Here is a 14272-nt window from a genome sequence, read left to right on the forward strand (position 1 = left end):
ATAATAAAGGAGAGATTTGATTATGGATATTTTATTAAAGAACGTACTTTTAAACGATGGTGAAAGTTTGAAAGATGTAGCCATTCAAGATGGAAAGATCACTGCTATTGAAGAAGCAATTACAGAATCAGCCAAGCGTGTTATCGATGCAAAAGGAAGAGTTTTATTACCAGGTTTTGTCGAAAGTCATCTTCATCTAGATAAAGCGCTAATTGCTGATCGTAAACCAAATAACTCTGGAACATTAAAAGAAGCCATCAGTGTAACTGCAGAACTGAAACCAACTTTTACAAAAAAAGATATCTACGATCGTGCTAAGAGAACGCTAGAAATGATTATCCCTTATGGTGTAACAACTATTAGAACGCATTCAGAATTCGATCCAGCACAAGGTTTTACAGGATTTGAAACAATTTTGAAATTAAAAGAAGAATACAAAAATTTAGTGGATATCCAAGTTGTGGCATTCCCACAAGAAGGGATCATTAAAATGCCAGGTACAGAAGAGATGATGTATGAAGCGATGGAAATGGGAGCAGATGTTGTAGGGGGAATTCCTTACAACGATGCACCAGCTAAAGAGCACATTGATATCGTCTTTGAAATTGCTAAAAAATACAATAAGCCCATTGACTTACACGCTGAGTTTAGTGATGAAGCAACTAATATGTCTATTGAATACTTGTGTAAAAAAACAATCGCAGAAGGTTACCAAGGGAGAGTATCTACTGGTCACATGACAGCCCTTCACGCTTTACCAAAAGCAGAATTAGACCCTATTATTGCGATGATAGCTGAAGCCGGTATTAGCATTATGGCATTGCCTGCAACAGATTTACATTTAGGTGCTCGTAATGATGAATACAATGTTAGAAGAGCCGTTACCCCTATTCGTAAGTTAAGAGATGGCGGAGTAAACATGTGTATCGCAACAAATAACATTCGTAATGCCTTTACACCTTATGGCAATGGCGATATTTTACAAACAGCTATGTTGGCTATTCCAGTAGCTCATTTAGGTGGAGCAAATGATTTGAAAACCGTCTTACCAATGATCACAGACAACCCTGCAAAAGCAATCGGTTTAACGGATTATGGTATTGCAGTTGGCAACAAAGCAGATGTTGTCTTACTAGATACTAAAGTTAAAGAGAATGCGATCATTGATATTCCTACAAGACTATTTGTAATTAAAAATGGGAAAGTAACGGTTGAAAACACAAAAGAAACCATTATTCACCGTTAACCTGAATGATTCATAAATTGTAGCGATAGCTACTACCAATCATTTCTGATGCTCCTTTTCAGCGTATCAATGGAGAAACTTGTCAATCTCTTTACGGCCATACTAAAATGGATGAACCAGAAAGAAAAATTTGAGAACTTGTCCGGTTTCGTAAATCAGATAGGCTAACCCAACCGGTATGATTAAAGTGAAGTTATAGCAAAGAAGAAAAGATAGGGGAACAGCCATTTTATGAGTTTGTATTTTTGAGACACTATTTCTTTAACAGTGATAAAAATGGTTCTATAAAATAATATTAGTTCATGAATAAGTCATCCTTGATTTATTCATGAGCTATTTATTTAATACAGCGACCGACGAATTTTTACATAGGAATATTAGGACTATGATTGTTTTTTCACATCTCACTTTATATAAGCGATTTCCGATAGAACTAGCTGATGTAAATACTAAAAATGTTTGAGGTTTCAACAGGTATGGTTAGCTATAACAAAGCAAATAAAAATAGCTAGTAGGGCTCAGTTATTCTTATGGTGAGTTCAATTAAACATTCTCTTATAAAGAGTGTGAAGTATGCAGCCGCTAAGACTGAAACAGATCACAATAAAGAAACAATGAAAAATTCTACTGTATTATCTGAATAGGCTAAAAAGGGAAGCGCTAACCCTATCGTCATTAGAGTAAGTCAAAGCCTATGAAAGAACATATCAATGGTGATAGTGGTGATAGTGTCATTATGGAAATAGGAGATGTTGGAGGTTTTTGCGATAGCTACAGAGCTCTGATGAACATGTTTGAAAAGGTACTTATCGCATTTGCAGAAAAAACTGGTTTATAAAGTAATAATGAAACAGGTGATGTAAAATAATTAGTTCTAATATGTGGAAATCTAAAATGGAGGGATAATATGACTAAACAATCATTCAGCAATAAATTGAAAAATATGGGTCCTGCAGCAATCATAACAAGTGCTTTTATAGGACCTGGAACCATTACAACAACGACCATTGCAGGAGCAAATTACGGGTATCAACTTCTCTGGGCGGTATTATTTTCAATCATTGCTTTAATGGTATTAATGGAGATGAGTTCTCGTATCGGTATTATTTCTGGAAGAGATGCTATTCGTGCAGCAGAAGAGATGCATACTGAAAGTAAAGGTTGGGGCATCTTCATTAAAGGATTAGTTTTATTGGCAGTAGTCATTACTTGTTTTGGTTTCCAGAGTGGCAATGAAATTGGAGCATCATTAGGTCTTGGAGATGCATTTGGTATTTCAAAAAGTAGTGCTGCTCTAATTGTAGGAGCCATTGTTATGACGACAGCATTGATGGGAACAACTAAAATCTTAGAAAAAATTATGCTATTATTTGTAAGTGCAATGGGCTTTATCTTTGTGATCACGATGATTTTAGTGAAACCAGACATACCAGCAATGGTGAAAGGATTATTTTTACCGACTATGCCAGATGGTGGTGTAGTAACGACGATGGCACTTATCGGAACGAGTTTGATTGCTATCAATTTGGTGCTTCACTCAATTACATCAAAGAATAAATGGAACACACCTGAGGGATTAGTAGAAGCGCGATTTGATATTAAAGTGAATATTTTAATCGGTGGATTAATCACCTTTTCAATGTTGACAACAAGTGCGGCTCTTTTATTTGAAACTGGAACTGAAGTAACAAGCCCACTTGTATTTTCTACTCAACTTGAACCTATTCTGGGCGATTGGGCAAGAGTTGTCGGAGATTTAGGCATTTTCGCAGCTGGACTATCTTCAGCTATTGCTATCCCTTTCATATTAAAAACAATTTTGGCTAGCGTTTTTAACTGGGAAAAAGGAATAGAAGACAACAAAGCTAAAACAATGGGGGCTATTGTTGTTATCTTTGGTACTGCTTTTGCGATAGCTGATGTCAAACCCACACAAATTATAATTTTTGCTCAAGCAACTAGTGGGTTTTTTTTACCATTCTTTGCAGTATTATTGTTGGTTGTTTCAAATAGTAAGATCATCATGGGCAAATATACAAATACTCTCTTACAAAATATACTAGGATTAATAGCTGTTGTTGTTACATTGGCTATTGGAATGTTGGGATTATACGGAACCCTTTCAAATTTACTAGCCTAATATAAAAAAGAGGCTAGTAACAAAAGTCGAAAGCAAATGAGTAAGCACTACAAAAAATGGTTGAAACTGATCCAATAGGAGGAAATAGTGTGTTGTTAAAAGAAGCTATTGATAGCGAACAAACCACATTTTTATTGAAAAGTATTTCTTTCTTTCAGATGGATAAGTTGGGAAAAACGGTTTAAAAACTTGTTTATGTTCACAAATAATGAATGATAAGCTAAAAGTACATTATAAGAATTAGTATATCTGATTTGTCAAATTAAGCTATACAAAATATCTTCATCCATGTAACTCATAAAAACTTCCAGCGGTGTTTGGTAATTTAATGACTTTCTTGGAATTATATTCCGTTTGTGTGCAACAGACGATACGAAAGCCTGATCAACTTCGTTGAAATCCATTTCTTTTGGCAATCCATCTTTTCGAAGAAGCCCATTAGAATTCTCGTTTAAAGCTCGTTGTAAAGGCGTTCCAGGGTCAGCGAAGTAGATAGCGACATCATGCTGGTTGCACAAAGATTTCCAGTTGGAGAACTCCTTACCGCAATCAAAAGTAATTGATTTGAATAATTTTTTTGGTATGGATTGGAACCATTGATTCATAGCACTCTCAATGTCGCAGGCTTTACGCCCTTTGGGCTTTAAGGTAATGATAGCTTTCGATAAAATCTCTACTAGAGTAATGACCGCACTTTTGTGGCGGACACCTACAATGGTATCTCCTTCGATATGACCAAATTCTTCTTTAAATGTTGGATAATCTATTATTCTTTCAGAGATATTTCGTTTATAAGCTTGTCTACCTCTACGTTCTTGATGTCCGTTAGGCTTTCTTTTCCCTTTCATTGGAAGGGTAGCTTCATCGAATGTTTTTTCTTTAAATTGTCTATAAAGTGTTCGTACGGAACAGTCTATTGTCATTTCTTTACGGCCAATAATGACATCAGGCGTCCAGCCTTCAGCTACTTTTTCCTTGATATAAAGATGTTGTTCTTCTGGTAAAACAACTTTTTCGCGTCCACACTGCTTCTTGTTTTTCTTATACCGTAGGTAATACTCGAAAGCTGTATGTCCTGCTCTGAAGAACCTGATAACATTATTAATCGGTGTTCGAGTACGATTCAAGTAAGCAGCTATTTTAGCAACTGGAATACCTTGATGGTAATAAGCTTCTATCATCACTAGTTCATCCATGGTAATATGGGTATAGGTCATTTGTGATCACTCCTTGTTTTCTATGGTTGGAAATACAATTAGAGTGTATCACGAATGGCTTTTTTATTTGTATAGCTTAATCTTACAATCCACGATATTAAAACTATCTTTTTTGGTAGCAATAAAAAAATTCTGTAAAAATACACTATGAATAATTCAGATTTAAAACGGACGACTAGAGAAAAGAACAAGGAGCATTAACCGCTATTAGCTAACTTCAAGCGCTCTTGACAATGAACACAATTTCATTTAATCTAAGTTAATAAAACTTGTTCCTAAAGACTCTTAGTGATGGGAGAAAAACAAAATGAATCAAGGAAATATTGAAGACTTAACTGAAGATGAGATCAAAGAATTGCAGACCAGTTCAGATTTAATTTTTGTAGAAACCGATATAAGTGGTTTTTTTGAAATTAAAGTTAAATCCCCAACAGAAATGTTTCCAACTGATGTTTTTTATACAAAAGAGGCTATTGGAGGATTCATGATGTCTAAGTTCAAACTAAGCATTCTGATCGAATCGAATGATGGGAAATTTATCTATCAACCTAACCGTTTAGGAAAAAATTAAGTGGTTTGATCAATGAAAAGACAACTTTGCAGTTGGCTTTTTTTGATTTAACTAAATAAATTTTAGGAGGGTAATAAATAGAAGTATGGTATATTAAATAAAGATGATTGAGGAAATAAAGGAGTAGATAGAGTTGATTAAATTAATTGCCATTGATATGGATGGAACTTTACTAAATAATGCCCACCAAATTACAAAGAATGTGCAAAAAGCTATTTTTGATGCTATTGAATCAGGAATAAAAATTGTTTTGTGCACTGGGAGACCATCAAAGGCAGTATACCCCTATATTGAACAATTGGATTTACCGGATAAAGAAGATTATGTGATTTCTTTAAATGGGACATTGGTTCAAAAAACCAATACACAAGAAATTGTTTACAGTCATATATTGGAACATGCTGAACTAAGTGAAATTGAATGCATCCGCAAAGATTATGCATTAAATTTAACTTTTTTTGATAAATCACATTATTTTTATACGGGAGAAAAAACCGACAGATTAATGTTTGATGCAACCATTTTAGGAATGGAACCTATCCATTTAGATGTAAAAGATATTCCTAAAGACATGGTCATCTATAAGGCAATGTTTGTAGGAGAACCTGCAGAACTTGATCGGTTTGTTCAAGTGGTACCTGATGAACTGTATCAAAAATTCTATCCTATTAGAAGTTTACCCTATGTTTTTGAAGTATTGCCTAAAAAAGCCAATAAAGGTGATGCGTTAATTGGATTGGCTGAACTACTAGGTATTCCAATGGAAGAGGTTATGGCCATTGGCGATGGCGAAAATGATATTGATCTGATGAATGCTGTTGTTGAAAGTGTTGCGATGGGGAATGCCACTAAAACCATTAAAATAGCGGCCAAATATGAAACTAAGTCTAACGAAGAAGATGGCGTTGCCCATGCTATCTATCAATGGGCATTAAACTAAAAATAAGCGTTTCGTCAGTGAATGTTAACTGGCGAAACGCTTGTTTATGTTAACCAACTAGTCGTTTAAAATAACCAGAAAATTAAAGAAATAGCTAATAGGACTTGTGTCAGCCCGACTAATAATCCATAAAGTAGCGTTTTTGGTCCTTCTTTAACAATATCAGAAAACTTAACACGTAACCCAATAGCAGCTAAAGCAGCTATTTCAAATTGATTGCTGATGGTTTGAGCACTCGTAACCATAAAATCTGGTAGCGATACAAAACTTCTTAATAAGAATAAACAAAAGAATCCAATAATAAACCAAGGAACACCAGCAGAACTTTTAGTGTTCTTATGTACGTTCGTTGATTTGGAAAATAAAGACTTATCTTTTTCAAAATTCATTTTTCCGAAAAGCAAAGCGACACCAATAAGCAGTAAGACACGCATCAGTTTAAAAACAATCGCTAGATTAGCTACATCGTCACTAACTATTTTTGCTGAAGCAATAACTTGGCCTATGGACTGAACTGTTCCACCAATTAGCGCAGACGTTTGAACAGTTTCATCTTTGTAGAGGATAGCTGAAAGAATAGGTAAAGTAACCATTAAAAGAGTACCGGTTACATTAACAATGGTAATTGATAATCCTTTATCTTTTTCATCAGCATCGATAACAGGCGATATTGTCCCAATAGCAGAAGAACCACAGACCGCATTACCAGCTCCCATTAATAAGGAGAATTTCTTGCCGAATTTCAAATACCGTCCAATCCAGTAAGCGGCAATGATAGTAACAACCATTTGAAATAGGATAAAAGTAAATCCTGTAAAACCAACTTGCTTGATAATCTGAAAATTAAGAATCAGTCCGTTCAAGACAATGGAAAATTCTAATAAACTTTTTTCAGAAAATTTCGTCCCAGTACTTAATAGAGGGTGGTTTAAAAGAGTATTGCCAAGTAGGATACCTAAAAAAATAGCAATAAGAGCCGCTCCTAATGTGGGTATAAAGAGCGCTAACCCTTGACTAATAATGGATATGATGACACTTATCATTAAACCTGGTAAAATAAATTTTGCTTTTTCCATTACTTTTTGAATCATAACCGATCTCCTTTTGTCCCATTTCCTATAGTTATTAGTTTACACTTAAAATTGCATAAGTTAAAATAATCATATATTATCTATGTATAAGATATATTTATAGAAAGGAAGAGAGTTATGTTAGATTATCGCTACCAAACATTTCTAACACTTGCAGAAGAAATGAACTACACTCATACTGCAAAAAAATTACATATTACACAACCAGCGGTAACCCAACACATTCAATACTTACAAAATGAATTGAAAGTCGAATTGGTTCATTATGAAAACAGGCAATTAACCCTAACTAAAAAAGGGCAACAATTACAAAAAGACCTATTACTGCTACAAAAAGAAATTCTTCAAATTCAAAGTAAATTGGCTCCAAAAGAAGAAGCTCCTTCTTTTACATTTGGTGCTACTCTAACCATTGGTGAATATGTGATGCCTGAATTGATTGAAAAGTATATACATGCTTATCCAACTCACAACCTTTCGATGTTAGTTGATAATACGACTTCTTTGGTTGAATATCTAGAACACGGGAAAATTGATTTTGCTTTTGTAGAAGGAGAATTTAATCAACACTTATTTGGTTTCCGTAAAATTTCAGATGAATCATTTATTGCAGTTTGTGCTAAAAGTAATCCGTTATGGAAAAAAAAACAACCCATGAATGAATTGTTTTCACATCAATTATTGATAAGAGAAGTTGGATCTGGATCACGTTTGATTTTAGAAACAGCTCTGAAAAATAAAAGTATCCATATAGATAGTTTTATTAAAACAATGATGATCGGCAACATCTCTTCTATTAAGGAGCTAGTAAAAAAGGATTTAGGGATTACTTTTTTATACCGGAATGCTGTTGAAGAAGAACTTGGAAATGGGTCATTAAAAGAAATTAAGATAATAGACTTTGTTATTGAACACCCTTTTCATTTGATCTATCTTAAATCTGCGAATGTAAAAGGAATGGAGATTGCACAAAACTTTAGTCACTTATTCCCTCGAAATAGGTGAGCTTTTTTGATCACGTTATATTTTGGCATTTAATTTGTGTAGGTAATGTGATGTTTTATTTCTATCTTTTTAGCTGCTAAGCGATTAAAATGACAACGAATGAAAGCGTTCTTAAAAGATAATGATGCAAAGAAAAAACAATAGGGAATAAATTTACTACGAATTAAATTATAATTCTACTTATTGTTCAAAAGTAATTATACGTAATTATATTTATACCTCATTATTGTATAATTAAATAATTTATGTAAATAAAAGGAGCTCATAACAATGATGAATAAATTAAAAAATATTATAGAAAATGAAGATTCTCATCAACCTTATACTGATATCGAACTTGCTAAATTATTAAATACTTTTAGAGAAAATATAACAAATTTGAGAACTGAAGAAAATATTCCAGATTCGAGAACTCGACGAAAAGAATTATTAGAATTTGAAATTATTAGTGTTTTAACAGAACAACCAAAGATATCTGAAAGAAAATTAACCGAAAAACTAAATGCATGCGGTTTCAGTATCACAAGGTCTTCGGTAAGCAAATACCGAAAAGATGTGCAAAAGAAATTACTTGTTCCTGAAGTACTTAAACCCAAAGTAGAAGTTGATCCATTTGAAGGTCTGATTGGATCAAATGATAGTTTGAAAACACAAATTAATCAAGCCAAAGCATCTATTCTTTATCCTCCAAGGGGATTGCACACTCTTATTGTTGGACCATCTGGTTCCGGAAAAAGTTTTGTTGCACAAAAGATGTATGAATATAGTAAAACGACAAAAAATTTCAAAGATACTGTTCGTTTTGAAATATTTAACTGTGCAGATTATGCAGAAAACCCCCAGTTATTGCTTTCTCAACTTTTTGGATATGTAAAGGGTGCATTTACAGGAGCAATAGAAGATAAAAAAGGCCTTGTAGAAATATGTAATGGAGGGATTTTATTCTTAGATGAAATTCATCGTTTGCCACCCGAAGGACAAGAAATTCTATTTTACCTTTTAGATCAAAATTTATATAGAAGATTAGGAGAAACCGAGTTAACAAGAAAAAGTAAGTTGCTTTTAATAGGAGCAACTACAGAAGATCCTTCAAAAACATTGTTACTAACTTTTAGAAGAAGAATTCCTATAAACATAGAAATGCCTAGCTATCATGAAAGAACAATCAGTGAAAAATTTGATTTCATAAAAATGTTTTTTGAAAATGAAAGTAAACGTGTAAATAAATCATTTAAAATAAAAAGAGATGTAATAAAATCGCTTTTATCATATTCGTGTAAAGGAAACATAGGACAACTAAAAAGTGATATACAGGCAACATCTGCAAAAGGATTTCTTCATGCCACAATAAATCAACAAAAAAAAATTAATATAAACTTTCAAGATTTACCCAAGCAGATAATTGAAGAAATAATTGAAAAAAATGATTTTAATGAAGAGGTTTATTTATTTAGCCAAAAAGATTTGATTATTAATGAGAGTGACAGTAAAAAAAGCGAAGAAATGAAAGTAATCTCAACGCCTATACAAACAGAGACAATTTATGATTTTATTGAAAATACTTATCAGACAATGAAATTGGAGAATTATAAGGAATCTAAAATTAGTTCAATTTTAAGCAAAAGAATTGAAGGAGAAATGCAACGTCTTTCCACAATGAACTACAAAGAAGAAATAGATTATGAAATTTTAAAAAACATCATCGGTTCTAGACTTTTAGAAACGACGAAAACAGGTTTTAAAATAGCGACGAATTATTTTGGGAATTTAGATAGTAAGTTAATTTTCCCGCTTTCTATTCACTTAAATTCTGCTATTAATAGATTTCTTTCCAATAAAGAAACGATAAATCCAAATTTAGAAAAGATAAAAAAAGACTACAAAGAAGAATTTAAAGTGGGCATCCTTATTAAAGAACTTATTGATATAGAATACAGTATTAGTTTACCTCAAGATGAAATTGGATTTATAGCTATGTATCTTAAAAATTTTAAAGGTCTAATACAAAGTGAAAATGTGAAAATAGGGATTGTTGTACTTTCTCATGGGAATGTAGCAAAAGGAATGGTAGATGTAGCGAATAAATTATTAGGTGTAAATCATGCAGTTGGATTAGAAATGGATTTGACAGATTCTCCAAACTTAATGCTAGAAAAAACAATTCCAATAGTAAAAAATGCTGATCAAGGAAAAGGAGTTCTTATATTAGCTGATATGGGATCATTAATCTTATTTGGAGATATTATTGCAGCAAGAACAGGTGTCCCCGTTCGAGTAGTTGGAAGAGTCGATACATTAATGGTGATAGAATCTGTTAGACGTTCTCTATTGCCTGAAGACACATTGGATAAACTTGCTGATGAGATTGATTCAAAACAATTTTTAACTGGAAGTACTTTTATTTCTCCGATAGAAAGAGAAAAAGTAATTGTGACATTGTGTTTAACAGGAGAAGGTGCAGCTAAAGTATTGAAAAATTATATTGAAACTTCAATTATTAATTATACTGATGAAATTAAGATAATACCTATTGGCTTTTTCACTAAAGAAGAAACTTCTGTGACCTTAGATAAAATCAGTCATTCAAATGAAATTGTTGCAATAGTAGGAACAATCAATCCTAAGTATAATAACGTATCTTTTATATCAGCTGAAGAACTTTTAAATAAAAGCAATAAATTACTAAAACTTTTAAGTGATAAAGGGAAAATTTATAGAGAAAACACCCTAGGAAATTATATAGATATGGATTTAATTGATATTGAAAATGAATTTGTTACAAAGAATGATGTTCTTGATAAGATGACAAACAAATTAATAAAAGAAGGAAAAGTAACGAGTGATTATATCTTAAGTGTCTATAAAAGAGAAACGATGGGCAATACTTTTTTAGAAGGAGGAATAGCAATTCCACATGGTGAGAGTAAGTATATCACAAAACCAGCCATCTCAATCACGAAATTAGCCACACCTATATTATGGGAAAGTAATCAGTACGTGAGGTTTGTTTTTCTTCTTGCATTGACTGAAGATAATGGGAAAGAAATAGAAGATTTATATAAAATCCTTTACAAAGGCAACATTTTCCAGCTGCTTGAAGAGGCTACTACAAAAGAAGTGATTCATTCTATTTTAACCGATATAACATTATAAGCCAAAAGTTGGCATGGTACTTGCTTATATAAAAGTAACAGAGGAGGTGGAAAAATGAAAAACATCTTTCCAAAAGTTACTATTATCTTACGCGGCTATGAATACGAACAGGTTAAAACGGTTATGGATGTTTTAAAAGGTAAGCATGATCACTATGCGCTTGAAATTACATTAAATTCTCCAGATGTTTTTACAACTATAAATAAGATATCGAAAGAGTATGGAAATAATTTTTATATAGGTGCTGGTACCATATTATCTTTAGAAGATGCAAATAATGCTATAGATGCAGGAGCTAAATTTATATTATCTCCTATTAAGTTAAGTAGAGAAATCTTAGAAATATGTAAACAAAAAAGTGTTTTAAGTATCCCAGCAGCTATGACGCCAACAGAAGTAATGGAACTTAAAATGAATGGTGCAGATATTATAAAAATATTTCCAGTTAACACTGTTGGGGAAAAATTTTTCAACGATATTCAAGCTCCGTTGGGAAAACTTCCTTTAATGGCTGTTGGAGGAGTTACTTTAGATAATACGGTTAGCTTCTTTGAAAATGGTGCTGATTATGTAGGTATAGCTTCAGGGATTTTTAATAAAGGAGATATTTTAACTCAAAACAGTAAAGGACTAAAAGAATCTTTATTGTTATTTGAAAATAAAGTTTTTAAATAACAGCAAATTTTTAGAATTAAAGGAAAGGAGTGGAGGCACAGATGAAATTGAAGCTCGATAAAAATTTAGTCTTTATTGATTTAGACTTTGAAAAAAAAGAAGACATCTTGAATTTTTTGTCGAATAAGTTACTTGAACATGATTATGTTAAACCAGAATATCCAAAAGCCATTATAGAGAGAGAAAAAATATACCCTACTGGCTTGCCTTCCTTAGGTGTAAATATTGCTATTCCTCATGCAGATAATGAGTTAGTTCATAAAACAACTATTGCTATCGGTATGCTAAAAAATTCTGCGAAGTTTTGTTCAATGGAAAATATTGAAAAAGAGTTAGATGTACAGATTGTTATGATGTTAGCCATAAAAGAAGCACATGGTCAGATAGAAATGTTGCAAAAAGTTGTCTCAATTATTCAAAATGATACATTAACAAGAGAAATTACGAAAATGACAGATAAAAATAAAGTATTAACTATGTTAGAACCATACTTAAATTAAAAATAGCAGGAGGAATTTATTATGAAAAGAGTATTAGTAGCTTGTGGAAACGGAATTGCAACATCAACTGTGGTAGCTTCAAAAATAAGAGATTATGCTGAAAAAGAAGGAGTAGATATTAAAACTGAACAATGTAAATTGATGGAGGTTCCTGGGAAAGGAGATAATTATGATTTAGTTGTAACAACTGGTCAATTTGGCGGACAGGTTAATACACCTGTTGTAGCCGGTTTATCTTTATTAACTGGGATTGGTAAAGAAGAGACTTTAAAAGAAATTATAAGTTATTTAAAATAAAAAATTGATTCAGGAGGAAATACTATGTGGAATGCAGTAATGTCAGGATTTGATTGGCTTATTGGAGCTGGGCCAACAGTAATGTTACCCGTTATTATTACCGTTATTGGGTTATTTTTTGGTTTAAAATTAGGAAAAGCATTTAAATCTGGTTTGACATTAGGAATTGGTTTTGCTGGGATCAGATTACTGCTAGATTACATGGCCGCAAACTTAGGCCCTGCTTCTCAAGCGATGGTAGATAATATTGGAATAAACTTAGATGTATTAGATGTAGGTTGGGGCTCTATTGCGGCTGTTACTTGGTCTTCTCCTATCATTGTGTTTCTTGTACTTTCAATATTTGCAGTTAATATCATTATGCTGTTGACTAAAACAACCAATACATTAGATGTTGATATCTGGAATTATCATCATATGGCAATTGTTGGAATAATGGTTCATTATGTTACAAAAAACATTTGGCTTGGTATTGGAGCCTCAGTTGTAATGGCAATTACAACCTTTAAGATAGCAGATTGGTCTCAACCAATGATTGAAAAATTCTTTGGTATACCTGGAGTTTCATTACCAACAGTATCAGCAACTTCAACATTAGTGCTTGCTTGGCCTTTAAATTGGTTGTTAGATAGAATTCCTGGCATAAATAAAATTAATGTCACTCTTAAAGATGTTCAAAAATATCTTGGGTTTTTCGGAGATCAGATGGTTTTAGGTTTAATATTAGGTTCGGCTATTGGATTATTAGGTGGGTACGATATTACCACATCATTGCAATTAGGTGTAAGTATGGCTGCTGTATTGGTTATTATTCCTAAAATGACTTCTTTATTCGTTGAAGGATTAATGCCCATTTCAGAAGCGGCGCAAGACTGGTCTCAGAAGAAATTTAAAGATAGAAAATTATTTATCGGTTTAGATGCAGCGGTTGTAGTAGGAAATCAAGATGTAATTACTACTGCATTAATTTTAATTCCTTTAACTATTGGACTTGCATTTATTCTACCAGGGAATAGAATGTTACCTTTTGCTGACTTAGCGATTATTCCTTTTAGAATTGCATTAGTCGTTGCTCTTACAAGAGGAAATTTCTTCAAAAATATCATTATTGGATTAACAACTAGTGCAGCTATTTTATATGCAGGTACAATTACAGCCCCTATTCTTACAGAACTTGCAGGTTCAGTGGGTATTGAGGTAGCGGTTGCAGGTGGCGCTCTATTAATCTCATCATTTTCAGCAACTAGCTTAACTCATAGTTTCTTAGTATTCTTTGCTTTTGTTGGTCCATTACTAGTAACATTGCCTGCCATGATTTTTATCATAGCAATTTTCTGGTATTACTTTGAAGTTATGAAGCCTAAAGCGAGACAAGCTAGAGAACAGAGAGAAAAAAATGAAATGGAAATAGAAGAACAAGCTATATGATTATTAAAT

At 32.7% G+C, this 14272-nt stretch carries 13 protein-coding genes; 11 read left to right on the top strand and 2 right to left on the bottom strand.

All coding sequences use genetic code 11. The features are described from left to right. Positions 1 to 22: 22 nt before the first annotated feature. From BR44_RS01010 to BR44_RS01015, 3 genes are all read left to right on the top strand, one after another. Positions 23 to 1246, top strand: coding sequence for an amidohydrolase family protein (locus BR44_RS01010; protein ID WP_034549815.1), 1224 nt, complete (start codon positions 23 to 25; stop codon positions 1244 to 1246). A gap of 694 nt (positions 1247 to 1940) precedes the next feature. Further along, the gene (locus BR44_RS11435; RefSeq protein ID WP_156954860.1) at positions 1941 to 2084 is read left to right on the top strand and encodes a hypothetical protein; all 144 of its coding nucleotides are present in this window, start codon (positions 1941 to 1943) and stop codon (positions 2082 to 2084) included. Between the two features lie 69 nt (positions 2085 to 2153). Next, positions 2154 to 3386: an Nramp family divalent metal transporter gene (locus tag BR44_RS01015; protein WP_034549818.1), complete on the top strand. Its 1233-nt coding sequence runs from the start codon at positions 2154 to 2156 to the stop codon at positions 3384 to 3386. 257 nt (positions 3387 to 3643) lie between these two features. Here the strand turns inward: BR44_RS01015 and BR44_RS01020 are convergent, their stop codons facing one another. Continuing rightward, positions 3644 to 4603, bottom strand: a complete 960-nt coding sequence (locus BR44_RS01020; protein ID WP_034549820.1) for an IS30 family transposase — start codon at positions 4601 to 4603, stop codon at positions 3644 to 3646. Positions 4604 to 4910: 307 nt separating this feature from the next. Between BR44_RS01020 and BR44_RS01025 the strand changes: the two genes are divergently transcribed. Next, positions 4911 to 5174, top strand: coding sequence for a hypothetical protein (locus BR44_RS01025; protein ID WP_034549823.1), 264 nt, complete (start codon positions 4911 to 4913; stop codon positions 5172 to 5174). A 133-nt stretch (positions 5175 to 5307) separates the two neighbouring features. Then, positions 5308 to 6114 carry a Cof-type HAD-IIB family hydrolase gene (locus BR44_RS01030; protein WP_034549835.1) on the top strand — a complete coding sequence of 269 codons (807 nt, stop codon included), beginning with the start codon at positions 5308 to 5310 and terminating at the stop codon, positions 6112 to 6114. Positions 6115 to 6179: 65 nt separating this feature from the next. Here the strand turns inward: BR44_RS01030 and BR44_RS01035 are convergent, their stop codons facing one another. Next, positions 6180 to 7205 carry a YeiH family protein gene (locus BR44_RS01035; RefSeq protein WP_211249855.1) on the bottom strand — a complete coding sequence of 342 codons (1026 nt, stop codon included), beginning with the start codon at positions 7203 to 7205 and terminating at the stop codon, positions 6180 to 6182. A 117-nt stretch (positions 7206 to 7322) separates the two neighbouring features. Between BR44_RS01035 and BR44_RS01040 the strand changes: the two genes are divergently transcribed. The 6 genes from BR44_RS01040 to BR44_RS01065 all read left to right on the top strand — a co-directional run bounded on the left by BR44_RS01040 (position 7323) and on the right by BR44_RS01065 (position 14263). Continuing rightward, entirely contained in the window at positions 7323 to 8210 is an 888-nt protein-coding gene (locus BR44_RS01040) for a LysR family transcriptional regulator (protein WP_034549837.1), read from the top strand. Between the two features lie 555 nt (positions 8211 to 8765). Continuing rightward, positions 8766 to 11363, top strand: coding sequence for a sigma 54-interacting transcriptional regulator (locus BR44_RS01045; RefSeq protein ID WP_211249856.1), 2598 nt, complete (start codon positions 8766 to 8768; stop codon positions 11361 to 11363). A gap of 54 nt (positions 11364 to 11417) precedes the next feature. Continuing rightward, positions 11418 to 12038, top strand: a complete 621-nt coding sequence (locus tag BR44_RS01050) for a bifunctional 4-hydroxy-2-oxoglutarate aldolase/2-dehydro-3-deoxy-phosphogluconate aldolase (RefSeq protein ID WP_034549842.1) — start codon at positions 11418 to 11420, stop codon at positions 12036 to 12038. Positions 12039 to 12079: 41 nt separating this feature from the next. Beyond that, on the top strand, positions 12080 to 12538 hold the full coding sequence (locus tag BR44_RS01055) for a PTS sugar transporter subunit IIA (RefSeq protein ID WP_034549845.1): 459 nt from the start codon (positions 12080 to 12082) through the stop codon (positions 12536 to 12538). Positions 12539 to 12559: 21 nt separating this feature from the next. Beyond that, positions 12560 to 12835, top strand: coding sequence for a PTS sugar transporter subunit IIB (locus BR44_RS01060; protein ID WP_034549847.1), 276 nt, complete (start codon positions 12560 to 12562; stop codon positions 12833 to 12835). A gap of 24 nt (positions 12836 to 12859) precedes the next feature. Next, positions 12860 to 14263 (top strand): PTS galactitol transporter subunit IIC, encoded by a 1404-nt coding sequence (locus BR44_RS01065; protein ID WP_051912435.1) that lies wholly within the window; start codon positions 12860 to 12862, stop codon positions 14261 to 14263. The last annotated feature ends 9 nt before the right edge of the window (positions 14264 to 14272 follow it).

The sequence above is a fragment of the Carnobacterium funditum DSM 5970 genome, from assembly GCF_000744185.1.
Lineage (GTDB): Bacteria > Bacillota > Bacilli > Lactobacillales > Carnobacteriaceae > Carnobacterium_A > Carnobacterium_A funditum.

What these genes read in the sequence shown, in the direction of transcription:
- BR44_RS01010 (WP_034549815.1), top strand. Translation starts at nt 23, where the DNA reads ATGGATATTTTATTAAAGAACGTACTTTTAAACGATGGTGAAAGTTTG.
- BR44_RS01050 (WP_034549842.1), top strand. Translation starts at nt 11,418, where the DNA reads ATGAAAAACATCTTTCCAAAAGTTACTATTATCTTACGCGGCTATGAA.
- BR44_RS01035 (WP_211249855.1), bottom strand. Translation starts at nt 7,205, where the DNA reads ATGATTCAAAAAGTAATGGAAAAAGCAAAATTTATTTTACCAGGTTTA.
- BR44_RS11435 (WP_156954860.1), top strand. Translation starts at nt 1,941, where the DNA reads ATGAAAGAACATATCAATGGTGATAGTGGTGATAGTGTCATTATGGAA.
- BR44_RS01020 (WP_034549820.1), bottom strand. Translation starts at nt 4,603, where the DNA reads ATGACCTATACCCATATTACCATGGATGAACTAGTGATGATAGAAGCT.
- BR44_RS01040 (WP_034549837.1), top strand. Translation starts at nt 7,323, where the DNA reads ATGTTAGATTATCGCTACCAAACATTTCTAACACTTGCAGAAGAAATG.
- BR44_RS01065 (WP_051912435.1), top strand. Translation starts at nt 12,860, where the DNA reads ATGTGGAATGCAGTAATGTCAGGATTTGATTGGCTTATTGGAGCTGGG.
- BR44_RS01060 (WP_034549847.1), top strand. Translation starts at nt 12,560, where the DNA reads ATGAAAAGAGTATTAGTAGCTTGTGGAAACGGAATTGCAACATCAACT.
- BR44_RS01055 (WP_034549845.1), top strand. Translation starts at nt 12,080, where the DNA reads ATGAAATTGAAGCTCGATAAAAATTTAGTCTTTATTGATTTAGACTTT.
- BR44_RS01015 (WP_034549818.1), top strand. Translation starts at nt 2,154, where the DNA reads ATGACTAAACAATCATTCAGCAATAAATTGAAAAATATGGGTCCTGCA.
- BR44_RS01025 (WP_034549823.1), top strand. Translation starts at nt 4,911, where the DNA reads ATGAATCAAGGAAATATTGAAGACTTAACTGAAGATGAGATCAAAGAA.